General features: G+C 67.8%; 26 protein-coding genes. 11 read left to right on the top strand and 15 right to left on the bottom strand.

Going from position 1 to position 22743, the window contains the following annotated elements:
• Positions 1-14 precede the first annotated feature (14 nt).
• The 8 genes from ACPCHZ_RS26330 to ACPCHZ_RS26295 all read left to right on the top strand — a co-directional run bounded on the left by ACPCHZ_RS26330 (position 15) and on the right by ACPCHZ_RS26295 (position 5706).
• Positions 15-758 carry an SDR family NAD(P)-dependent oxidoreductase gene (locus ACPCHZ_RS26330; protein WP_302912887.1) on the top strand — a complete coding sequence of 248 codons (744 nt, stop codon included), beginning with the start codon at positions 15-17 and terminating at the stop codon, positions 756-758.
• 63 nt (positions 759-821) lie between these two features.
• Complete coding sequence (locus tag ACPCHZ_RS26325; RefSeq protein WP_423487452.1) at positions 822-2081, top strand: aromatic ring-hydroxylating oxygenase subunit alpha; 1260 nt, start codon at positions 822-824, stop codon at positions 2079-2081.
• Positions 2082-2083: 2 nt separating this feature from the next.
• The gene (locus ACPCHZ_RS26320) at positions 2084-2419 is read left to right on the top strand and encodes a hypothetical protein (RefSeq protein ID WP_364984509.1); all 336 of its coding nucleotides are present in this window, start codon (positions 2084-2086) and stop codon (positions 2417-2419) included.
• 14 nt (positions 2420-2433) lie between these two features.
• Positions 2434-3279, top strand: coding sequence for a TauD/TfdA dioxygenase family protein (locus ACPCHZ_RS26315; RefSeq protein ID WP_364984511.1), 846 nt, complete (start codon positions 2434-2436; stop codon positions 3277-3279).
• Entirely contained in the window at positions 3276-3842 is a 567-nt protein-coding gene (locus tag ACPCHZ_RS26310; protein ID WP_423487451.1) for a carboxymuconolactone decarboxylase family protein, read from the top strand. The genes ACPCHZ_RS26315 and ACPCHZ_RS26310 overlap by 4 nt, the downstream gene beginning before the upstream one ends.
• A gap of 76 nt (positions 3843-3918) precedes the next feature.
• On the top strand, positions 3919-5199 hold the full coding sequence (locus ACPCHZ_RS26305; RefSeq protein ID WP_423487450.1) for a cytochrome P450: 1281 nt from the start codon (positions 3919-3921) through the stop codon (positions 5197-5199).
• A complete protein-coding gene (locus ACPCHZ_RS26300; protein ID WP_364984518.1) occupies positions 5199-5390 on the top strand; it encodes a ferredoxin in 192 nt (63 codons plus the stop codon). Before ACPCHZ_RS26305 ends, ACPCHZ_RS26300 begins: the two co-directional genes overlap by 1 nt.
• Positions 5391-5421: 31 nt before the next feature.
• Entirely contained in the window at positions 5422-5706 is a 285-nt protein-coding gene (locus ACPCHZ_RS26295) for a DUF1330 domain-containing protein (RefSeq protein ID WP_364984520.1), read from the top strand.
• Between the two features lie 7 nt (positions 5707-5713).
• On the opposite strand, the gene ACPCHZ_RS26290 is transcribed toward ACPCHZ_RS26295, so the two are convergent.
• From ACPCHZ_RS26290 to ACPCHZ_RS26240, 11 genes are all read right to left on the bottom strand, one after another.
• On the bottom strand, positions 5714-6331 hold the full coding sequence (locus tag ACPCHZ_RS26290; protein ID WP_423487449.1) for a TetR/AcrR family transcriptional regulator: 618 nt from the start codon (positions 6329-6331) through the stop codon (positions 5714-5716).
• 44 nt (positions 6332-6375) lie between these two features.
• Positions 6376-7284 carry an alpha/beta fold hydrolase gene (locus ACPCHZ_RS26285; protein WP_423487448.1) on the bottom strand — a complete coding sequence of 303 codons (909 nt, stop codon included), beginning with the start codon at positions 7282-7284 and terminating at the stop codon, positions 6376-6378.
• Between the two features lie 131 nt (positions 7285-7415).
• Entirely contained in the window at positions 7416-8621 is a 1206-nt protein-coding gene (locus tag ACPCHZ_RS26280; protein ID WP_423487447.1) for a cytochrome P450, read from the bottom strand.
• Between the two features lie 40 nt (positions 8622-8661).
• Entirely contained in the window at positions 8662-8862 is a 201-nt protein-coding gene (locus ACPCHZ_RS26275) for a ferredoxin (protein ID WP_423487446.1), read from the bottom strand.
• A gap of 28 nt (positions 8863-8890) precedes the next feature.
• Entirely contained in the window at positions 8891-10093 is a 1203-nt protein-coding gene (locus tag ACPCHZ_RS26270) for a cytochrome P450 (protein ID WP_423487445.1), read from the bottom strand.
• A 120-nt stretch (positions 10094-10213) separates the two neighbouring features.
• The gene (locus ACPCHZ_RS26265) at positions 10214-11008 is read right to left on the bottom strand and encodes an NAD(P)-dependent oxidoreductase (RefSeq protein ID WP_423487444.1); all 795 of its coding nucleotides are present in this window, start codon (positions 11006-11008) and stop codon (positions 10214-10216) included.
• Complete coding sequence (locus ACPCHZ_RS26260; RefSeq protein ID WP_423487443.1) at positions 11005-11823, bottom strand: NAD(P)-dependent oxidoreductase; 819 nt, start codon at positions 11821-11823, stop codon at positions 11005-11007. The genes ACPCHZ_RS26265 and ACPCHZ_RS26260 overlap by 4 nt, the downstream gene beginning before the upstream one ends.
• On the bottom strand, positions 11823-12746 hold the full coding sequence (locus tag ACPCHZ_RS26255; RefSeq protein ID WP_423487442.1) for an alpha/beta hydrolase: 924 nt from the start codon (positions 12744-12746) through the stop codon (positions 11823-11825). The genes ACPCHZ_RS26260 and ACPCHZ_RS26255 overlap by 1 nt, the downstream gene beginning before the upstream one ends.
• Positions 12746-14404, bottom strand: a complete 1659-nt coding sequence (locus ACPCHZ_RS26250) for a thiolase C-terminal domain-containing protein (protein WP_423487441.1) — start codon at positions 14402-14404, stop codon at positions 12746-12748. Before ACPCHZ_RS26250 ends, ACPCHZ_RS26255 begins: the two co-directional genes overlap by 1 nt.
• 1 nt (position 14405) lies before the next feature.
• Positions 14406-14714, bottom strand: coding sequence for a ferredoxin (locus tag ACPCHZ_RS26245; RefSeq protein ID WP_423487440.1), 309 nt, complete (start codon positions 14712-14714; stop codon positions 14406-14408).
• Positions 14711-16018 (bottom strand): NADH-ubiquinone oxidoreductase-F iron-sulfur binding region domain-containing protein, encoded by a 1308-nt coding sequence (locus ACPCHZ_RS26240; RefSeq protein ID WP_423487439.1) that lies wholly within the window; start codon positions 16016-16018, stop codon positions 14711-14713. Before ACPCHZ_RS26240 ends, ACPCHZ_RS26245 begins: the two co-directional genes overlap by 4 nt.
• 39 nt (positions 16019-16057) lie before the next feature.
• On the opposite strand from ACPCHZ_RS26240, the gene ACPCHZ_RS26235 reads away from it, so the two are divergent.
• Positions 16058-16531, top strand: coding sequence for a hypothetical protein (locus ACPCHZ_RS26235; RefSeq protein ID WP_423487438.1), 474 nt, complete (start codon positions 16058-16060; stop codon positions 16529-16531).
• Positions 16532-16538: 7 nt separating this feature from the next.
• On the opposite strand, the gene ACPCHZ_RS26230 is transcribed toward ACPCHZ_RS26235, so the two are convergent.
• The 4 genes from ACPCHZ_RS26230 to ACPCHZ_RS26215 are packed head-to-tail and all read right to left on the bottom strand — an operon-like array spanning position 16539 to position 20153.
• On the bottom strand, positions 16539-17429 hold the full coding sequence (locus ACPCHZ_RS26230; protein ID WP_423487437.1) for an alpha/beta fold hydrolase: 891 nt from the start codon (positions 17427-17429) through the stop codon (positions 16539-16541).
• A gap of 32 nt (positions 17430-17461) precedes the next feature.
• Positions 17462-17878: a Rieske (2Fe-2S) protein gene (locus tag ACPCHZ_RS26225; RefSeq protein WP_423487436.1), complete on the bottom strand. Its 417-nt coding sequence runs from the start codon at positions 17876-17878 to the stop codon at positions 17462-17464.
• Between the two features lie 3 nt (positions 17879-17881).
• Complete coding sequence (locus ACPCHZ_RS26220; protein ID WP_364984558.1) at positions 17882-19036, bottom strand: amidohydrolase family protein; 1155 nt, start codon at positions 19034-19036, stop codon at positions 17882-17884.
• Between the two features lie 19 nt (positions 19037-19055).
• A complete protein-coding gene (locus tag ACPCHZ_RS26215; protein WP_423487435.1) occupies positions 19056-20153 on the bottom strand; it encodes an amidohydrolase family protein in 1098 nt (365 codons plus the stop codon).
• A gap of 283 nt (positions 20154-20436) precedes the next feature.
• Here ACPCHZ_RS26215 and ACPCHZ_RS26210 point away from each other — a divergent pair, with 283 nt between their 5' ends.
• Positions 20437-21441 carry an acyl-CoA dehydrogenase family protein gene (locus ACPCHZ_RS26210; RefSeq protein ID WP_423487434.1) on the top strand — a complete coding sequence of 335 codons (1005 nt, stop codon included), beginning with the start codon at positions 20437-20439 and terminating at the stop codon, positions 21439-21441.
• The gene (locus ACPCHZ_RS26205; RefSeq protein WP_423487433.1) at positions 21442-22617 is read left to right on the top strand and encodes an acyl-CoA dehydrogenase family protein; all 1176 of its coding nucleotides are present in this window, start codon (positions 21442-21444) and stop codon (positions 22615-22617) included.
• Positions 22618-22743: the final 126 nt, after the last annotated feature.

Genomic DNA, 22743 nt, shown 5'->3' with positions numbered 1-22743 from the left:
GAACGAGGTATCACATGGCACGGGTGGCGGTGGTGACCGGCGGTGCGTCGGGCATGGGGGAGTCGACGTGTCACGAACTCGGGAGGCGTGGCCACCGGGTGGCCGTGCTCGACCTCGACGGCGATGCGGCGCAACGGGTCGCCGAAGAACTGCGCGCCGAGGGGGTGACCGCACTCGGTGTGGCTGCGGACGTCTCGGACCGAGCCGCAGTCGAGGAGGCGTTCGCCAAGGTTCGCAGCGAGCTGGGGCCGGTGCACATCCTGGTCACCAGCGCGGGCCTGGTGGACTGGGCGCCGTTCGTCGAGATGACGGTCGAGGCGTGGCAGCGGCTCATCGACGTCAACCTCACCGGTACGTTCCACTGCTGTCAGGTGGCCATACCGGACATGCTCGAGGCGGGGTGGGGCCGCATCGTGATGATCTCCTCGTCGAGTGCGCAGCGCGGATCGCCGGGGATGGCGCACTACGCCTCGTCCAAGGGCGCCCTGCTTTCGCTGACCCGGTCGCTGGCCCGCGAATTCGGCGCGCTGGGCATCACCGTCAACAACGTCCCGCCGTCGGGCATCGAGACACCGATGCAGCACAAATCCCAGGCCGCCGGCCTCTTGCCGCCCAACGAGCAGATGGCCGCGAGCATCCCGGTCGGTCATCTCGGCACAGGTGACGACATCGCCGCCGCGGTCGGCTTCCTGTGCTCGGAGGAGGCCGGGTTCATCACCGGCCAGACCCTCGGTGTCAACGGCGGATCGGTGATGTGATGCACCGGGCGATCGGCGACCGGACGGTAGACACGGAAACGCAACGACGACAGGGAGGTTCGCATGGCTAAGTGGCCGAAGCCCGCCGAAGGCAGCTGGACCGAGCACTATCCGGAACTGGGCACCGGACCGGTGTCGTTCCGCGATTCCACCTCGCCGGAGTTCTACGAACTCGAGCGCGAGGCGATCTTCAAGCGCGCCTGGCTGAACGTCGCGCGCGTCGAGGAGCTGCCGCGGGTGGGCAGCTACCTCACCAAGGAGATCCACGCGGCGAACACGTCGGTGATCGTGGTCAAGGGCCGCGACGAGCAGATCCGGGCCTTCTACAACATCTGCCGCCATCGCGGGAACAAGCTGGTGTGGAACGACTTTCCCAGCGAGGAGGTCAAGGGCGCGTGCCGGCAGTTCACCTGCAAGTACCACGGCTGGCGCTACGGTCTGGACGGCGAGCTGAAGTTCGTGCAGCAGCCCGGCGAGTTCTTCGACCTCGACACCACGAAGTACGGTCTGGCACCGGTGCACTGCGATGTGTGGAACGGCTTCGTGTTCATCAACCTCGACCCCGAGCCGCGCCAGAGCCTGCGCGAGTTCCTCGGGCCGATGATCACCGCGCTGGACGACTACCCGTTCGAATTGATGACCGAGCGGTACGACTTCGTCGCGCACAACAACAGCAACTGGAAGATCTTCGCCGACGCCTTCCAGGAGTACTACCACGTGCCGTCGCTGCACAGCCAGCAGGTGCCCACGGAGGTGCGCCAACCCAACCAGACCTTCGAGTGCGGTCACTTCCAGATCGACGGGCCGCACCGGCTGGTGTCCACGGCGGGCACCCGGCGCTGGCTGCTCGCCCCGGAATACATGTATCCGGTGGAGCGCGCCACCCGCAGCGGTCTGGTGGGCCCCTGGCGCACACCGGAGACGCACTTCTCGGCGGGGCTCAATCCCGGCGGCATCGAACCGTGGGGCATCACCAACTTCCAGATCTTCCCCAACCTCGAGATCCTGATCTACCACGGCTGGTACCTGCTGTACCGCTACTGGCCGACGTCGCACAACACGCACAAGTTCGAGGCCTACAACGCCTTTCACCCGGCCCGCACCGTGCGCGAACGCATCGAGCACGAGGTCGCCTCGGTGGTGCTCAAGGAGTTCGCGCTGCAGGACGCCGGCATGCTCGGCGGCACGCAGGCGGCCCTGGAGTACGACGTGGTCGAGGACTATCCGCTCAACGACCAGGAGATCCTCGTGCGCCACCTGCACAAGGTCGCCGTGGACTGGGTCGAGGACTACAAGAGCGAGCGCTCGCCGGTGGGGGTGTGAGCATGGCCGGATCGCGGCTGCCCAGTGCGTTCGCCGAATTCGAACCATTCGCCGAGAAGTGGTGCCTGGCCACCGAACCCGAGCGCTGGGAGGCCCGGCTGAGCACCCCGATGCCGGAGATCCGCAGGTTCTACGACGCATTCTCCCCGCGGTTCGAGGAGGCGATCGACTTCTGCGACAAGTTCCCGCTCGACGACGTCCCCGACGACGTGCTGAACCTGCTGCACCTCATCTATTCGATGGTCATGGTCTCGATGGCCGTCGAGGTCTTCGGTACCCAGAAACCCGCCGACTCCGCCGACGCTGTGATCGACCGCGTCAGCGCGCCGGTGCCCTGACAGACAGGACACGCATGACCCTTCTGACGATCAACAAGCTGACCGAATCGGTGGGCGCCGAGGTGACCGGTGTCGATCCGGACCGGTTGGCCGGTGACGACTCGCTGGGCGAGGCGGTGCTCGAGGCGCTCGAGGACAACGGCGTACTGGTGTTCCCCGGTCTCGGGTTGCAGCCCGAGGTGCAGGTCGAATTCTGCCGGCGTCTCGGCGGGATCGACCACTCCTCGGACGGGCACCATCCGGTGCCCGGCATCTACCCGGTGACGCTGGACAAGTCGAAGAACTCGTCGGCCGCCTATCTTCGCGCGACCTTCGACTGGCACATCGACGGCTGCACGCCGCTGAACGACGAGTGCCCGCAGAAGGCGACCGTGCTGTCGGCCAAGCAGGTGGCCGCGCGCGGCGGTGAGACGGAGTTCGCGAATTCCTACGCCGCGTACGAGGCGTTCACCGACGAGGAGAAGGACCGCTTCGGGGCACTGCGGGTGGTGCACTCGCTGGAGGCCTCGCAGCGCCGGATCACTCCCGATCCCTCACCGGAACAGGTCGCGAAGTGGCGGAGCCGTCCCACCCACGAGCACCCCCTGGTCTGGACGCACCGCAGCGGCCGGCGGTCACTGGTGCTCGGCGCCTCGGCGGACCACGTCGTCGGCATGGATCTCGACGAGGGCCGCGCCCTGCTGGCCGAACTGCTCGACCGGGCGACGCAGCCCGGCCTGGTGTACAGCCACCGCTGGTCGGTCGGCGACACCGTGATCTGGGACAACAACGGTGTCCTGCACCGCGCGGCGCCGTACGACCCCGATTCCCCCCGGGAGATGTTGCGCACCACGGTGCTCGGCGACGAACCGATCCAGTGACCCGCCTTCCTCCGCTGCCCGACGGCGACTGGACCGAGGAGAGCCGTGCGGCGTTGCGGTCACTGTTGCCTGCCGAGCGTCGCAACGCCCGCGACGCGGGCAACGTGCTCTCGACGATGCTGCACCACCCCGGGCTCACCCACGCCTATCTCACGTTCAACGCCCATGTGCTGCGCGAGTCCACCCTCTCGGACCGGGTGCGCGAGATCGCGGTGCTGCGGGCGGTGCAGCGCCGTGGGTGCGACTACCTGTGGCACCACCACGTCCCGATCGCCCACCGCGCCGGCCTGACCGACGCCGAGATCGACGGTGTCCACGCCGGCGCGCCCGCGGACGAGACCGATCGGCTGGTGGTGACCGCGGTCGACGAACTGCACGACCGCGACGCCGTCACCGACGCCACATGGCACGCGCTGGGACGGGTCTTCGACGACCGTCAACGGATGGACCTCGTTTTCACCGTCGGCTGCTACGACCTGCTGGCGACCGCGGTCAACACCTTCGAGATCCAGGATGAGGACGAACCGGCGAACCGGGACGGGGCCGCGCACTCCCCTCGTTGACGGCGCGCAACCGGTGTGAAAACCTGATACGCAAAGATGAGAATCACATTCTCGCTAGATCTGAACGGAGTCACACATGGCGGAAGACCTCACGGCGGTCGACTTCTTCCGGGACGCGCGTGTGCTGGACGATCCCTACCCGTTCTACGACGCGCTGCGCAACAAGTGCCCGGTCAGCCGCGAGGACAAGTACGGCGTCACGATGGTGACCGGGTGGCAGGAGGCCGTCGACGTCTACAACGACGCGGACAGCTTCTCGTCCTGCATCTCGGTCACCGGACCGTTCCCCGGCTTTCCGGTGCCCCTCGACGGGCTGGAGAACTCCGATCTGACCGACCTCATCGTCGAGCACCGCGACGAGATCCCGTTCAGCGACCAGTTGCCGACGCTGGACCCGCCGACGCACACGAATCACCGCGCGCTCCTGATGCGGCTCATCACGCCCAAGCGTCTCAAGGAGAACGAAGACGCGATGTGGCAGCTCGCCGACGACATCCTCGACGACTTCCTCGCGCCGGGTGAAGGTGAGTTCATCAAGGGCTTCGCCGCGCCCTTCACGCTGCGCGTGATCGCCGACCTGCTCGGTGTGCCGGAAGAGGACCGCGGCGAGTTGATCGAGCGGCTTGCCAGGGGCACCCATGGCAGCGGGCTCGGCAACGCGGACAAGACGCTGACCAAGACACCGCTGGAGTACCTCTACGACGTGTTCGCGACCTACGTCGAGGACCGTCGCCGCGAACCGCGCGACGACGTGCTCACGGGACTGGCGACGGCGGCGTTCCCGGACGGGACGATGCCGGAGGTCGGCGACGTCGTGCGGGTGGCGACGAACGTCTTCTCGGCCGGCCAGGAGACCACGGTGCGGCTGCTGAGCACCGCGCTCAAGGTGATCGGCGATCAACCCGACGTCCAGCGCAAGCTGCGCGAGGATCGCAGCCTGCTGGGCAATTTCATCGAGGAGTGCCTGCGCATCGAGAGTCCGGTCAAGGGCGACTTCCGGATGTCGCGGGTGCCGACCACGGTGGGCGAGGAGGCCCTCGGCGCCGGGTGCACCGTGATGGTGATCAACGGTGCGGCCAACCGCGATCCGCGCCGTTTCGAGGATCCCGACAGCTTCGACCCCGAACGCAAGAACGCCCGCCAGCACCTGGCGTTCGGCCGTGGCATCCACAGCTGCCCGGGCGCACCGCTGGCGCGTGCGGAGACCAGGGTGGGGCTCGAACGGCTGCTCGACCGCACGACCGACATCCGGATCTCAGAGGAGAAACACGGTCCGATGGGGCAGCGGCGGTATTCCTACATCCCGACCTACATTCTTCGCGGCCTGACCGAACTGCACCTGGAGTTCGACCTCTGATGCGCGTCGCCGTCGACGAGGACCGCTGTGCCGGGCACGGGATGTGCCTGACGCTGTGCCCCGAGGTGTTCGACCTGACCGACGACGGGTGGGCGGCGGCGGATCCCCCCGATGTACCGGCCGGGCTGGAGAAGGCGGCGCAGGAAGCGATCGACAACTGCCCGGAACGCGCCATCCACCTGATCGACTGACCGAAAACCCCCAAGAGACAAGGACCCCGGCATGCCCAAGGGCTATGTGATCATCACCGAAGACGTCAAGGACGCGGCAGGCATGGCCGAGTACGGCAAGCTGGCCAGTCAGACGATGGCCAATGCGAAGGTGTTGGCCTTCGGACCTGCGACGGATGTCATCGAGGGGCAGTGGCACGGCACGCAGACGGTGCTCCTGGAGTTCGAATCGGTGGACGCCGCGAAGGAGTGGTACTACTCCGACCAGTACCAGGAGGCGCTCAAGTTGCGCCAGGCTGCGGCCGACTGCAACGGTGCCGTCTTCTCCGGATTCTGAGCCGTCGCTACGCCTTCTCGGCGGCCACCACAGCCCGGTAACCCCGGCGGGCCAACGTGTTCCACAGCGCAGTGCCTATGCTGCTGTCGGAGACACCGACCTCCAGCGACGCGCCGACCAGCGCGCCGGTGCGCACCATCATCATCGCGCGCGCGGTGGGGTCGGCGTCGCCGTGTCCCATGTCGCGCAGCACGGCGGCCAGGAAATCGGTCACCCATTGGCGGTGACTGACCGCGAGCTGATGGGCCGGATGGCTGGGATCGGCGAATTCCGCAGCGGCATTGATGAATTCACAGCCTCGGAAGCCGGGTATGTCGCGGTAATCGTCGACGACATCGGCGATCGCGGCCAGTACCCGGGACGGCTCGTCGCGGAATTCGTCGCGCAGGGCCGACAGCGTCGCGCGAGACCGCTCCGCGCGGCGCCCCAGGTATGCCGCGATGAGGTGGTCCTTGGTCGGGAAGTGCTTGAAGAACGTTGCGCGGGCAACGCCGGCCTCCGACACCATTCTGTCGACTCCCACCGCGCGCACGCCGACGGAGAAGAACAGCGAGTCGGCGACGTCCAGTATCCGATCGCGAGGGCTTCGCGCATCGGTGACCGTGCTGTGAGGCGGTGTCGTCACCCTTCCGAGACTAGTTGTCGGGGCAGCGCCTGCCATTGACGCGTTCACCCGGGGGAGTCGAGGAATTCGAGCAGCACCTGCCTCATCTCCTCGGGCTGTTCTTCGTAGATCCAGTGCCCCGACCCTGCGATGACCTTGGCAGTGACGTTGGACGCGTACTGCCGCACCTGGGTGGGGACGAAATCGCCGAGACTGCCGTCTGCGCCGATGGCCAGAACAGGCATGTCCAGCTTGGTCTTCCGGTACTCGGCGGTGTCGGCCATGTCCTGCGGCAGTGTGCGGAACCACGCGAGGTTGGCGTTCAGATGCGCCGGATCGCTGAGGTATCGGGCGTAGATCGCGATGTCCTCGGGTGTCACGGCACCCTTCTTCGTCGCGATCGCGTCGACGAACTTCGAGATCCACAGCTCCTCTCTGCCGGCGATGAGGTCCTCGGGGAACCCGTTCGGCAGTGTGAAGAACCCGAAGTGCCAGGCGCCGGGGCCCTGCGGTGTCAGTGAGGGGAACGAGTAGATGCTGGGATCGGGAATCGGTGCTTCGCTGAGCACCAGCTTCGTCACCTCGTCCCGGTGGGTGGCCGCGTATGCGTAGGCGACCATGGTCCCGATGTCGTGACCGACGACTCTGACGTCCTTCTCGAGGCCCAGTTCGACGAGGAGACCGTGGATGTCGGCTGCGAGCGTCTTCTTGTCATATCCACCTGGCGGCGCGTCACTGCCTCCCGCACCGCGAAGGCTGGGCGCCACCACGGTGTAGCGCACTGCAAGGGCGGGCAGGACGTGGCGCCACTCGTACCACGTCTGTGGATAGCCGTGCAGCAGAACCACTGTCGGGCCACTTCCGCCGATCACGTAGTCGATACCCACCTCGCCGACAGAGATCTTGTCCCGGGTGAACCCGTCGGGGACCTGCTCGTGCGACGACGCTGATTCGAGCGCGGACGATGACGACATGCTGACTCCCGTCGTGGGTAGACAGACCGATCTGTCTACCCCGGACGGTAGTGCGGCTGCGCGTCTTCCACAACTGCAGTTTCACGAAGCCGGGCTGCCGGTCGCGGTGACTGCTCGCGACGGAGTCCGGATCAGCGCAGGACGCGCACCGGGACGTGGGACCAGCCCGCGACGTTCTGCATCGCCACCCGTCGGCAGTCGTCCCAGATCACCTCGTAGCGGGGCATGAAGTCCAGCAGCCGTTCGAGGGCGATCGCGCTCTCCATCCGGGCGAGCGCCGCACCGAGGCAGCTGTGCACCCCGTACCCGAAGCCGAGATTCTGCGCCTCGGTCCGGTCGCGGTCGATGTCGAAGGTGTCGGCGTCGGTGAAGGCCTCGGGGTCGCGGTTGGCCGACCCGCCGAGCAGGAAGACCGGCTTGCCCTCGGGGATCGTGACCCCGTGCAGTGTCACCTCTTTCATCGAGCGGCGCACGTTGTACTGGGCGGGCGCCTCGTAGCGCAGCAGTTCCTCGACCGCGGCGGAGATCTTGCTGCGGTCGTCGAGCAACTTCTGCCACTGGTCGGGATTCTGCGCGAACGTCACAGCGGCGTTGCCGATCAACTTGGTGACGGTCTCCGCGCCCGCGCCGCCCAGAAGTGTGGCGAATCCGGCGATCTCGAAGTCGTCGAGGCTCTCCATCTGACCGTCTTCGCGCTGGATCTCAGCCTGCACCAGCCGGGTGAACATGTCGTCCTGCGGTTCGGCCCGCCGCTGCTGGATCAGCTCGTAGTACAGGCCCATCGCCTCGGCGATGGCCTGCATGCCCTCCTGGGACATCTCGACCTGGCCGGGCTCCCGGTGCAGCGACGTGTCCACCCACTGGCGCACCTGCTGCCGGCGGTCCTCGGGAACGCCGAGCATCCGGGTGATGACCTCCACCGGGAAGAACGCCGAGAACTCCTGCACGACGTCGAAGTGCCCGGGATCGGCGGCGCGGAAGCACTGATCGATCGTCTCGATCACCATCGGCTTGAGGTTCGCGATCGCGCGTGGCGTGAACACCTTGTTGACCAGGCTGCGCATCTGACGGTGCTCGGGCGGGTCCATCAGGATGATCATCTTCATCGGAAGCGGTTCGCCGGACTTCACCATCGCCAGGTCGAGGCCGTACGCCGAGGAGAACGTCTCCCAATCCTTGAACGCCGCCGCCACATCCGCGTGCCGGGACAACGCGTAGAAGTCCTGTTCCTCGTTGTAGTAGACCGGCGCCTCCTCACGCATGCGCCGGTAGATCTCCCAGGGACTGTTGAAGTACTCCTCGGAGAAGGGGTCGAACACGAGCTTCGATGTGGTCATTCACTCTCTCATTTCGCCGCGGTGGGTGCCGGTGAGTCGGTCACTCGTCGCGGATGGCGATGGCCTGTCGCGGGCACTGCCGCACGGCCTCCTTGATCTGCTCTTCGTTCTCGGGCGTCACGTCCTCCTGCAGCACGTGCAGGTAGTCCTCGTCGTCGAGGTCGAAGACCTCCGGGATGATGCCCATGCATACCCCGTTGCTCTCGCAGAGGCCGAAGTCGACCTCGATCTTCTGGGTCATGCGCGGTCCCGCTCCGCTTCTCGCTTGGTCACCGCACCACCCGCACAGGCACGTGGTGATAGCCGGCGACGTTCTGCATCGTGACGCGCTGCAGGCCGTCGAAATCGACCTCGAAGCGCGGCATGAAGTCGAGCAGGTGCTCCAGCGCGATGACGGTCTCCAGCCGGGCCAGCGCGGCGCCGAGGCAGCTGTGGATGCCGTAGCCGAGACCGAGATTCTGCGCCTGCGCGCGGTCGCGGGTGATGTCGAACGTCTCGCCGTCGTCGAATGCCCTCGGGTCGCGGTTGGCGGCGGCCTTCATCAGGAACACCGGCTTGTGCGCGGGGATCGTGCCGCTGGGCACTTCGGTCTCCTTGAGCGTGTAGCGCACGTTGTACTGCACCGGGCCCACGTAGCGCAGCAACTCCTCGACGGCGGCCGGCACCAGGCTGCGGTCGTCGAGCAGCATCTGCCACTGCTCGGGATGGCGCGCGAACTCGACCACGGCGCTGCCGACCAGCTTGGTGACGGTCTCGGCGCCTGCGCCGCCCAGCAGCGCGACGAAGCCGGTGATCTCGACGTCGTCGAGCCTGCGCATCTCGCCGTTCTCGCCGGGGATCTCCGCGGCGATCAGGCGGCTGATCATGTCGCCCTGCGGGTTCTGCCGCCGCTCCTGCACCAGGCCGTAGTAGTAGACCCCGGCGTCGATGTTGGCCTGCATGTTCTCGTCGGACAGATAGAGCTGTCCCGGCTTGACCTCGAGACCCTTGTCGATCCAGTGCCGCACCTGCTGGCGGAATTCCTCGGGAACGCCGGCCATCCGGGTGATCACCTCGACCGGGAAGGGGCCGGAGAAGTCCTGCACCACGTCGAAGCCGTCGGGATCCACCTTGGACAGGTAATGCGCCACGAGGTCGACGACCGTCTCACGCTGAGACTGGATGGCCCGGGGGGTGAACGCCTTGTTGAGCAGGCTGCGCATGAAGCGGTGCTCCGGCGGGTCCATGAAGATGATCGACTTCTGGAACCCCTGGCCGGACTTGATCATGGACAGGTGACACCCGCGGGTGGACGAGAACGACTCGTGGTCCTTGAGTGCCGCCGCCACGTCCGCGTGCCGGGTCAGCGCGTAGAAGTCGTCGTCTTCGTCGTAGTAGATCGGGGTCTCGTCGCGCATCCGGCGGTAGATCTCGTAGGGGTCGTCGAAGTACTCCTGCGAGTAGGGGCTGAACACCAATTTGGGCTTGGTCATGGAATCCTCCTCGGCGGCGAGATCAGGGCCGGCACGTTACGGAAATCTGAGAGACTGTAAGTCTCAAAATTATCATCGAAGTATGCGCCTATTTCCGGCGAATCGCCCGAACCGGCGGCCTCACGCACGAGTTCCCGCGTCCACCAGTGCGTCCAGCAACCCGAGGTCGCCACCGAGCTCGGCGACGGTGTCGCGGACGACGGCGATGTCCTTGCCGACGAATTCCCCGACCGCGGACGCGAACGCCCCGGTGGAACCGGCGGCGGCGATCATGCTCAGCACCCGGCTCTGAGAACTGCCGTGGGTCAGCGCGGTCAACAGCGGACCCTCGCCGACACCCAGCCGGGCGCCCAGCCTGGTGCCTTCCCGGACGAGCCCGATCTGCGCGGCGAACAAGGTGTTGTTGACCAGCTTGACGAGCTGCCCGGCGCCCGTGCCTCCCGCGTGCAGGATCGGGTCGCCGTAGGCGGACAGCAGCGGAGTCAGTCGGGCCACTGCGTCGTCTGGCCCCCCGACGAACAGCGTCACCGAGCCCGCGGCGATGTCGTGCGGGCCGCCGCTGACCGGTGCGTCGACGACCTCGACGTGGGAGAAGCGCTCCGCGATGGCCTGTGCCGTGCGGGGGCTGCCGGTGGTGTGGAGGACCAGCGTTGCGCCCGACCGCATCCCCTTGACCAGATCGCCGTCCAGGCACAGCTGCCTGACCTGTTCGTCGGTGAACACACAGACGACGACGACGTCGGCGCCGTCGGCCGCACCCGCCGGATCGTCGACCGGTGTGGCGCCCAACGCCTGCACCGCAGAACGCTTCTCGGCCGTCCGGCCGACCGCGCGCACGGTGTGGCCCGCGGCGACCAGACGAGCCACCATCGGTGCGCCCATCCGGCCTGCGCCGACGAAACCGACGTCGGTCATCGCGGGTGATCCATGTGTTGCAGGGCGGTGTCGGCCGCGGTGAACACCGATCCCTCGGCCGCCTTGGAGGCGGCGGCGAGGCTTGCCGCGTGGCGGACGTCTTTCTGCAGCAGCGCCCCGGCGATGGGCGCCAGTCCCTCCACCGTGCCGCCGAACATCGAGATGCTGTTGACCGCCTTGCTGGTCGCCGAGCCGCGGACCAGCACCTCGCACAGCTTGTCGCGGGCCACGCCCAGTGAGTCGCCGAGTTCCAGCGCGCTCAGGGCGCTGCCCAGGTTGGCGCTGAACAGCAAATTGTTGAGGATCTTGGCGACCTGACCGCTGCCGAGCGGGCCGAGGTGCACGACGGGGTCGGCGTACGTCGCGAACACCGGCCGAGCCTTCTCGACGTCGGCCTCGGCGCCACCGACCATCACCAGCAGCGTGCCGTCGGCGGCGGCAGGGCCACCCCCGCTGACCGGTGCGTCCAGCACCGAGACATCCTGTTGCGCGGCGAGTTCGGCGATCTCGGAGCAGGTGTCGGGGTGCACGGTGCTGTGGATGGCGATGACGGCGCCCGGCGCCAGTCCGGCCAGCACCCCGGTCTCGCCGGTGAGCACCTGACGCACGTCGTCGTCGCCGACCACGCAGAGACAGACCAGGTCGCTGGCCGCGGCCAGTTCGGCCGGGGTTTCCGCGACCTTGGCGGCGGTGTCGGCGAACGGCTCCACCGACGCGGGCCTGCGGGCCCACAGCGTGAGTTCGTATCCCCCCTCGACGATCCGCCGTGCCATCGGCGCGCCCTGGCTTCCCAGCCCGATGAATCCAACTCGCATCAGCCGGCCTCCACTTCGATTCCTGCCGACCGGCTTTCGCGGGCGACCTCGACATTGACGACGCACTGTTCGACGAACGACAGCACCCTGAGGTGATAGGCCGCGGCGCGAAGGCCGAGGCTCAGATTGTGGCCCGCGTCGACGACTTCGCTGGTGGCGAATCGCGGGGCCGCAGTGAACGCCGCACCGATCTCGGCCAGCGCACCGGGATCGGACCGCCAGACGCGTTCGTGATCGGCATGGCTGAACTGCACCGGCACCCGCACCTGCGCGGCCAGCGCGGGGAAGTCCCGGTGCGGCCAGTCCCGCACCATGTCGGCTTCGTAGGGCGCGCCGGTCGACGAGTTCGTGATGCCGCTGAGCACGTCCGCGGGATACAGCTCGGCGGGTTCCCACAGCAGTGCCCGCAGCCCGGGCGGACGGTGGGTCGCCGACGCGTTCCGCAGGATGTCGAGAGCCGCGTCGTGATAACGCAATCCGGTGCCCGCGAGCTCCAGCCCGAGCAGTGCGGCGGCGCGCGGGTCGTCACTCGCGGCCATCCGCAGGGCGAGTTCGCAGCCGTTGGAGTGGGCGAGGACGAACAGCCCCGCTCCCCGCGGGCGGGCGCCGAGCACCTTGTCGACCGCGCCGTAGGCCAGCGCCACCCGCTGCTCCGGCCTGGCGATCGCGTCGGGGTAGGCCGCCGAACTGCCGTAGCCCGGGCGGTCGAGGGCCACCATGGTGAAGCCCAGTGCGGCGCCGAGGCGCAACAGTGACAACCGGGGATGGCCGGGGCAGTCGAAGTACGCCGCGGTGCTCGCACCTCCGTGCAGTGCGACGACGACGGCCCGCGGATCCTGTTCCGGTTCGGCGACCAGCGCCGACATCGGGACCAGGTCGCCGAGGCTGTCGACCATCACCACCCGCGGCCGCGGCGTCGTCATCACGCGTCGGTCCGCAGCAGCAGCACCCCGCTGGGCGTGAGGCCACCGCTGCTGGTGACCGCCACCCGGGCGCCGGACACCTGCCGCTCGCCGGCCTCACCGCGCAGCTGGGTGACCGCCTCGTGGAGCAGGCCCATGCCGTGGGTGCGTCCGTGAGAGAGCTGCCCGCCGTGGGTGTTCAACGGGATCACGCCGTCGCGGGCGATGTTGTGGCCGCCGTCGAGGAAGTCCTTCGCCTCGCCGATCCCGCAGAAGCCGAGCGCCTCCAACCACGACAGGCAGTTGAAGCTGAAACCGTCGTACAGTTCGGCGACGTCGACGTCGCTGGGCCGCAACGACGTCCGGGTCCACAGGTGGGCGGCCTGACCGAGTACCTGCGGCTCATGGGTCAGTGTGGTCTGATCCCAGTCGGTGCGTTCGACGATCTGCGTGCCCACCGCCTCGATGTACACCGGCGGCTTCGCCAGGTCGCGGGCCGCGTCGACAGCCGAGACCACCACGGCGACCGCGCCGTCACACGGCACGTCGCAGTCGTAGAGCCCGAACGGTGTGGTGATCATCCGCGCCGACAGGTAGTCGTCCATGGTCATCGGATCGCGGTAGATCGCGGTCGGGTTCAGGCCGGCGTTCGCCCGCTGGTTCAGGGCGATCCAGCCGAGCGTCTCGCGGGTGGTGCCGAAGCGGTCGAAGTGCCGATGTGCGTTCTGCGCCAACGTGTGTGCCGCTGACGTCGCTCCGAAGGGCATCTGCCAACTGGTGGTGCGGGCGCCCCCGGGCGGGGACATCCTGCCCTCCTTAATCAGCTGACCAAACGTCGCTTCCCACAGTGTCCGGAAGCACAGCACGTGGCGCGCCATGCCGGTGGCGACGGCCATCATCGCCGCGATCACCGAGCCGCCGGGGCCGAACGTGTCCATTCCGCCGTTGATCCATGTGGGCCGCAAACCGAGTGCGCCCTCCAGCGCGTTGACGCCACCCTCGCCCATCCCCGCGATGTCCAGACCGGGATAGGTGGACAGCCCGTCGATGTCGTCGAAGGTCAGGCCGGCGTCGGCGACGGCTGCTTCACAGGCGTCGATCGTCAGCGACAGCGGGGGCACCATCAGCCGGCGGCCCAGCCGGGAGGCCCCAACGCCGGTGATCGCCGAGTGCTCCTCGAACTTGTCGCTGCGCAACATCGGACGCACGTGCTTGCCGAAATCCGTTGGCGCGATCTCGTCCGTCGGCAGCACCGGCTGCTGTCCCGCATCGGCCGCAGGCCTGAAGACCGGCAGCCACACGTCGGCCACCTGCTGGAACGTCACGTCGACCGGTTGGCCGATCGCCACCGTCTCGGGATCGGCGTCGACGATGTTGGTGGTCAGCCGGACGCGCGGATCCTCCAGGATCGCGACCTCGGCGACGACGTAGGGCGGCGGCAGGTCCGGGAAGCCGAAGCGGTGGTTGACGGTGAACCCGGCGATCGTGCCCTTCCCCGACACCGCGCTCGGCTCGAGCTTGCGGCTGCGGCAGTAACGGCAGATCGGTTGCGGCGGATGGATGTAGGACTCGCAGTCCTGGCACTGCTGCAGACGCAGCACGCCGTCGGCGCCCGAGGTCCAGAAGAACTCGTTCTGCGCCGTCAGCTGGGGTACCGGCCGTCCCGGGATGTCCGTCATCTCACATCCCCGGCATCATCTGTGCTTCGCGCACCACGTCGGCGTGGTCGGGGTCGGACTCCTCGACACGTGGCATCCCCTCGCCTGCCGGAGGCAGCGGCGAGCGCTCATCGGTCACAGCCATCTCGATGATGGCGTGCACCGGGCAGTCCAGCAGTGCCCGTTTGACGGCGGGCTGATCGTCCGCCGGCACGGTGCCGTTTCCCACCAGCGACGCATAACCCCAGTCGTCGAGCGAGAAGTACTCCGGGGCATGCTTCGCGCAGGCGCCGAAACCGTCGCACATCGTCCGGTCGAGACGCACTCTCACGGTGTCATCACCGCCTCCACCTCGTAGGGCCGCATCGCGTTGTACACCGTGGAACCACATGAGCTGCAGGAATTCTCGAGGTGACGGGCGACCTCCTGCGGGAAGCTGCGCAACAACGTGGCCGCCACGTTCGTCGCGGCGTCCAGGGTCGCGCAGGCGCCGCGTCCGCGCAGCACCACCGACCAGCGTTCCAGGCGCGCCAGGTCTTCCGTGGTCGCCGCGCCGTCGCGCAGCGCACCGGTGACGGCGGCCATCGCCGCGGTCCCGTTGAAGCACGAGCCGCACTGACCGGCGTTCTCCCGGTCGAAGTACGACATGACCGAGGCCGCGACCGCGATCGGGCACTCGTCGGTGATCAACGACACCGCGCCGCAGCCCAGGCCGCTGCCCACCCGCTGCATCGTCTCGTGGTCGAGCGTGGTGTCGAGCACGTCACGGTTCATCAGGCCGGTGAAGTAGCCGCCCATCAGCACGCCACGCACGTCGTCCGCGGGCACGCCGTACACGTCGAGCAGGTCGGTGAACGCTGTGCCGTGCGGCAATTCGTACAACGCCGCCGGCCTGCCGCCACCGGTGACCGTCGCCAGGAAGGTGCCGGGCGAGGTGGACGTCCCCGCGGACCGGAACGCCTCCGAACCGTGCCGCAGCAGGAATGGCAGATTGGCCAGGGTCTCGACATTGCTGACGGCCGTCGGCAGCCCGGCCACTCCCTGTTCGAACGGCCGAGGCGGCTTGTCGCTCGGTTTGGCGGGCCCGCCGTTGAGGACGCGCACCGCGGCGGTCTCCTCGCCGGCCACATAGCCCGCCGCCACGGTCACGACGGAGACGGGCGGTCCGTCGGAGCGATCGCCGAGTTCGGCCAGCGCGCCTGCGGCGACCTCGGCGGCGCGACCGTCCGAGATGTACAGATAGGCCCGGTCGGCGCCGACGATCCGGGCGGCCAACCGCAGGCCGTCGAGCACCAGGTGTGGCCGGTGCCGCAGCAGCCAGCGGTCCTTGACCGACGCGGGCTCGCCCTCTTCGCCGTTGGCGATGATGATGGCGCCGCCTGCGCGGCGGCCGTTGTCGCGCACGGTGCGGAGCTTGACCGCGAGCGGGAACGCGGCGCCGCCGCGGCCCAGCAGACCGGACAGGTCGATGACGTCGAGCAGGCCGTCGGGGTCCGCCAATGGCTGATACCCGCCCAGGGCCGTATAGGCCGCGAGATCCTCGGTGCCGGAACCCACGTCGTCGCGCAGCAGCCGGGCGACGGTGCCGGGCCAGCCCGCGACGGTGAGTTCGGGTGTCGCGGCGGTGGTGTTCATGACTGCCTCCCGTCACTGCCCGTGGATAGGCTGGCGGACATGAGAACCGCGGTGGTGCGTGTCGGTGTCGACCCGTCCGGGGAGCTCGGTGCCGAGCAACTGCGCGACGGGGTGACGGAGCTGCGCAGGCTGGCGGCCGACGTCGGCGCGGAGGTGCTGGCCGACGACCTCGCGGCGCTGCCGCCTGCCCGCCGTGAGGTCGAGGTGCTGATGCTCGCCAGTGCTGCCGAAGAAGTGATGCGCACGGCGGTGGGCCTGTGCGTCACCGCGTTCGGCACGGAACCGACACCCGGCGTGGTGACGTTCATCAGCCGGGGCACCGATGACGACGCCGTCGGTGTGCTCGCCGGCTTCGGCTTGACCGGGGCGATCGAGCGCACGCCGGGGGACGAGGGGTGGGACGTCGTGCAGGTGACTCTGGCCAAGGGGGACCTCGAGCGGGTGCCGGAGAGCCGGGTCCACACGGCGCTCGAGGCCTCGCTCAACTGCGAGGTGCGCATCGTCACGCGCTGACGAGTGGTCATCTCCGGCCGACCGGAGATGAACTCAGGAAGTCCAGGATCGCCGGAGCCGCCTGCACCCACGTGTCGAACATGTTGAAGCGCTTCACCTTCCCCTGTGCCCGCTTCTCGCTCGCGCGCTCCCAGGCGTCCTCCGGCCACGGCGGATCGATCAGGGTCGAGCCCTTGATCAGGCAGCTCACCTCCAGTGACGTCCGCTTGGGATGGTCGAGGTCGTTCTCGCCGCCGCGGATGATCAGTGTGGGCACCGTGATGTTGTCGAACATCTCGTCCTCCACGCCGGGGATCGTCTGGCCGGGCTTGGGCACGAAGGCGTTGAGCCAGCGCAGCATCAGCTTGAGGAACTGGTCCGGGTCCAGGGCGAGCAGGCGGTCGTGGTTGTCGGGGTTCTCCGCGATGCGTTCCCGCCACTCCGACACTCCGGCGACACCGGCCATCCCGGTGCCGCGGACGGCGAGGATGCTCGGCACGATGTAGTAGGAGCCGAGCACGAAGGAGCCGTAGACACCGCCGACGATGTTCCACACCACCAGCTTCTTCACCAGTTCGGGGTAGAGCATCGTGGTCAGCATCGAGTCGCGCGCACCGCCGGAACCGCCTGCGAGGATGCACGGCCCGATCTCCAGCGCGTCGATCAGCGCTCGCAGTGTGTCGGCCCGCATGTGCGATTCGCTCTGACCGTAGAACTGCACGTCGGACTTGCCGCAGTTGGGCCTGTCCCACAGCAGCACCCGGTAGCCGCCCTCGACCAGTTTCTTGGCCAGCGGCTTGAGGCCGGGGATGTCCTTGCTGAACCGGCCGCCGGGGGTGAGGACGATGAATTCGCCCTCCTTGCCCAGGATTTCGTACACGACGTTACCGCCGTTGATCTCGATCTTCTTGTTGGGCAACTTCTCTCCGATTTCTGGGCGTGAGGACCGCGTCAGGCCTGCACGAGGACGTCGTTGCCGACGACCCGGACCGGGTAGGTGCGGATGCTCCACTCCGGCTTGACCGCGGTGGTACCGGTGGCGAGCTCGAAACCCCACTGGTGCCAGGGACAGAAGATGAACTCCTTGTCGCGCACCATCACCGCGTCACCGGGGACACTGTCGTCGGCGACGTTCAGCCCGCGCGCCCGCCCCGAACACAACGGACCGCCCTCATGTGGACAGTAGTTCGCGATGGCATAGAAGGTGCCGTTGACGTTGTACACCCCGACACCGTGCCTGCCGATGGGTACCAGTTTGTGTGTGCCCGAGGGGATCTCGTCGACCGTGGCGACGACGTGTTCACGCCCCTGTGCGAGCCGGGGTTCGCGCCCCGCCGGCGGGCGGGGCGCCTCGCTCTGCTCGGTCATAGGTCAGAAGACCCGGACCTGTCCCTCGAGCGCCGGGACGGTCTCGGGGAGGTGGTATGTCGCGATGCCGTTGCGGAACATGATCGCCTCACGGGCGTGCTCGGGCAGGTGCTTGACCAGCCAGCGCGGGTCGTCGAACGTCCAGTGCGGGTAGTCACTGGAGAACAGCAGGATCTTCTCGCATTCCATCCACTCGAAGGCCCGGGTGAGTTCCGTCTTGTCCTCGGGATAATCCAGCGGCTGGGTGGTGAACTTGATGTGGTCCTTGACGTACTCGCTCGGCTTGCGCTTGATGTCCAGCCAGGACTTGCGGGCCTCGTAAATCGCGTCCATCCGCCACATCAGCGGCAGGATCCAGGTGAATGCGTGCTCGACGAAGACGATCCGGAGGTTGGGATGCCGGTCGAACGTGCCGTCGAAGATCAGGCTCATCACCTGGTTCGCCGCCAGCAGCGAGTAGGTGACCATGAAGTCGTGGTTGTAGCTGGGAAGTCCGACCGGCGGCATGGGCAACTCGTCGTAGTGGCTGCGCGACAGGTGGCAGCTCACGGTGATGTCGTGTTTGGTGGCCGCGGCCCAGATCGGGTCGTACTTCGGGTTGCCCCATGACGGGCGCGGCTCGGCCTTGATCAGGATCTGCGCCATGAAGGGATGGCCGGCCCAGCGCTCGATCTCCTCGACGCTGCGCTCGGGCTCCTCGATGGCCAGGCAGATCGACCCGCGCCAGCGTTCGTGCCAGTTGTTGTGGCTGTCGAGCCAGTGCTTGTCCTGCCAGTCGTTGAGCGCGCAGTTCATCGCGTGGTTCGCCTCGGGGATCCGCGCAGGATATGCGGCGGGCTCCAGGATCGCGATGTCCGCGCCCGCCTCCATGATCAGCTGCTTGAACGCGAGATCCGGATCGCTGCAGGGGAATTCACCATCGGCGGGGAAGGCGTCGACGCGCATCGCGTAGGAGTGCGCGTAGTCGGGGGCGTCGTAGTAGATCTGGTCGCCGACCTTGTGGGAGCCGAAGTAGCGGCTGCGCCACGGCTCGGGGATGTACTGACCCAGCTCGCCGGTACGGGGTGCGGGGTGGACGTCGGAGTCGACGCACCGGACCGCGATGCGTTCGGCAGCGGGAATCCTCGGATTGGCTGTGACGGACGGGATCGTTGTCATGATCGCTCCTCTTCTACCTCTACTGTGCAGCACTTGCGGATGCGATGACAGGAATTTCGATGCCGTACAGCTCCGCGGCATTGCGCCAGCACAACTTGTCGCGCTGCTCGGCGCTGTATGCGCTGGGCACCGACAGGTCGTTGAGCTGCCAGTGCGGATAGCTCGACCCGTACATCACCATGTCGTCCTTGCCGGTGAAGCCCGCCCACTCACCGGCGAAGCCGACGTCGCCCGGGCCGTCGAGCGCACCCTGGATGAAGTAGGTGTGGCCGGGCAGGTAGTCGCTCGGCATCCTCGGCGCCCACGGCGTCTGCTCGAGGTGGGGCCTGCCGAAACAGTCCATCCGCCACATGAACGGCGTCAGCATGTCCGCGGCGCCGTCGGCCCAGACGAACTTCAGCGCGGGCATGCGCTCGAACACCCCCTCGGCGATCATGTTCATCAGGTGATAGAGGAAGTTCAGCGCCGTGAAGCCGACGAACTGCTCGTAGGTCCGGGTGATGCCGTTCGGGGTGGGCGGCAGCATCACCCCCGAGCCGACCTCGAAGTGCACGGCTACCGGCAGTCCGGCGTCGACGGCCGCCTCCCACAGCGGCCAGAACTGCGGCTTGCCGTACAACTCGCGTGACTGCAGCGGCACGCCGATCTGCACCACCCGAGGGTGGTCCTTGTACTTGGCGATCTCGCGCAGCGCACCGGTGATGTCGTCGGGATTGACCCGGATGGTGCCCCGGAATCGCTCGCCGTGTGCGCTGTCGTCCAGCCAGCGCGTCACCATCATCTCGTTGTGCCCGGCGGCCAGCGCGGACCCGAGGTGGCGGTCCGGCATGATGCCGCGGCCCATCGGGTGCAGGATCGCCACGTCGACGCCACGCTCGTCGAACAGGTGCCGCGCGACGATGTCCGGGTCCGAGCCGGGGTACTGCTTGTCGGGACCCGTGGTGCCCTTGGCGTATTCGCCACCGGGAGCGCCGTACCAATCCATCTCGTAGTCGGGAAAACCCCGGCTGCGGAACGGCTCCCGCAGGAAGTTCTGCCGCAGGTCCTTGTTCGACTTGCAGAAGATGTGCACGCTCGCATCGATGACGGGTGTACGGCTCCCGTCGGGGTGCTCCATGACCAAGGCTGACCTCCGTGTTCGTCCGGTTCGCGCGGGCTGCGCAGCCGTCGAAGACGGCGCGCGGCAGAGCCGGACCTGCCCCCAGTGTAAATGCTAGTTCTTCAAAGGCAAGAATTCTGTTCTCTTGCCGGATACCCGTATCTGTGCAGGTGAGCGTGCCTGCTGGTCAGTCGCCCAGCAGACTGCTTAGGTAATCTCATGACCGTTACGGGAGAACCCGGCGACACGTTACGAGAATGCTATTCTCCTAAGGTCGTGACATCGCACCAGGAGGCGCCGGATGCTACTCGAGTTCGATGCCGATCAGCGGCTGTGGCAGGAGACCGTGCGCGACGCGGTGACCAAACAGTGCCCACCCTCGTTGGTCCGCAGCGTGGCCGAAGACCCTGACTCACCCGAGGGTGATCCCACCCCGCTGTGGAAGCTCTACGTCGACGCGGGCTGGACCGAGCTGACGGACCAGGAGAACACCGTCGAACTCGCCATCGTCTGCGAGGAGCTGGGCCGCGCCACCGACCCGACGCCTTTTCTCGCGACGCTGACGCAGTACGCGCCGTTGGCCGCCGACCGGTACGACCCACAGCAGGCGGGCGCCGCGGTCTACTCCGGAGTGAGCGCCCACCGCGACGCCGAGGGCTGGGTGCTCGACGGCATCGCCCGCAACGTCGTCGACGGTGACCGCGCCGACCGCCTGGCCGTGGTCACCGAGGCGGGCGTGTTCCTCGTCGACGCCGCAGAGGTGTCGTCGCGCCGGAGCCCGGTGTTCGACCCGGTGTTGCACGTGGCCGAGGTGTCGTTTCCCGGAGTGCGGGTCTCCGACGCCGCCCGGGTGCACGTCGACGCGGAGAAGGCGCACCACCTCGCGCTGACCGGCATGGCGATCACGATGGTCGGCGCCTGTCAGCGGATCCTGGACCTGGCGCTCGACCACGCCAAGCAGCGTCACCAGTTCGGGGTGCCCATCGGTTCGTTCCAAGCCGTTCAGCACAAGGCGGTCGACATGCACGTCGCCATCGAACGTGCCCGGGCGCTGTCGTATTTCGCCGCGCTGACCATCGCGGCCGACGACCCGCGCCGCCGGATGGCGGCGGCGATGGCCAAGGCCTCAGCGGGTGAGTGTCAGTCAATCGTGTTCCGGCATGGCCTGCAACTGTTCGGCGCCATGGGCTTCACCTGGGAGAACGACCTGCAGTTCGCGCTGAAGCGGGCGAAGGCCGGTGAGCTGCTGCTCGGCGGCGCCGCCGAGCACCGGGCCCGGATCGCCGAGGAGTACAGGGGTTTCTAGATGCAGCTGACATTCGACGCCGATGTCGAGGAGTTCCGGGCCGAGTTCTCGGCCTTCCTCGACGAGCACCTGCCCGACGAGGCCGACACGCTCGAGCGGCCGCGCTCGGTGTCGCACATGCCGCAGTGGGCCCGCGACTGGCAGCGGTTGCTGTTCGACAACGGATGGCTGCTGCCCGCGCAGCCGCCGGAGTTCGGCGGCCGCAATGCGTCGGTGCTGCAGACGTTCGTCCATCTCGACGAGCTCTGCCGGCGCCGCATCTACCACAGCTTCAACCCGCAGGGCGTGAACATCGTTGCGGCGTCGCTGATCTCGTTCGGATCCGACGAGCACAAGCAGCGCTGGGCGGTGCCGGTGCTCAAGGGTGAGATCACCGCGTCGCTCGGGATGAGCGAGCCCAGCGCGGGCTCGGACCTGGCGTCGCTGCGCACCCGGGCCGTGCGCGACGGCGACGACTTCGTGGTCAACGGACAGAAGGTGTGGACCTCCGGCGCCCACGACGCCGACTTCCTGCTCACCTTCGTGCGCACCGACCCCGACGCGCCCAAGCACAAGGGGATCAGCGTGCTGATCATCCCGACCGACCTGCCCGGCGTCGTCTGCCGGCCGTTCGCCGACCTGTGCGGGGAGGAGAACAAGGACTTCAACGAGGTGTTCTTCACCGATGTGCGGGTGCCCGCGGAGAACCTCGTCGGACCCCTGAACGGCGGCTGGAAGGTGGCCAACGGATCACTCGGCCACGAGCGCACCATGATGTGGCTCGGCTTCGCCGACCGGATCGACAACATGATCGCCGACTTCCAACCGCACACCGAGATCGAGCGCGACCAGTACGCGTCGATGATCATGGACTATCAGGCGCTGCGGGCGATGGGGTCGGCCGGCCTGGCCCGTGCCGCCCGCGGGGAGTCGGACACCGCATCGGTGTCGGTGCTCAAGCTGTTCGGATCGGAGGCCGAGATGCGGGCCGCCGACATCGCGCTGACCGCCGCCGGGGCCGACGGGCTGGTGCATCCCTCGACCACCGGCCGCTACGAGCACATGAATCTCGACCACTACTTCGCGAGCTGGTTCGAGCGCTTCTCCCGCAGCTTCTCGGGGACGATCGCGGGCGGCACGTCGGAGATCCAGCGCAACATCATCGCCACGCAGGTGCTCGGACTGCCCCGCGGCTGAAACGACGTCGGGGGGGGGGGGGGGGGCCCCCCCCCCCCCCCCCCCCCCCACAACCCCAGGTAACATTCGGCAAGCGAGAAACAAGCAAGGTGGCCGCGGCAGGGGGCTTCCCGCGGCGGCGCCGGC

It is taken from the genome of Mycobacterium sp. NPDC050041, from assembly GCF_049541695.1.
Classification (GTDB): domain Bacteria; phylum Actinomycetota; class Actinomycetes; order Mycobacteriales; family Mycobacteriaceae; genus Mycobacterium.
This window is presented reverse-complemented; position numbering and strand designations above follow the sequence as displayed.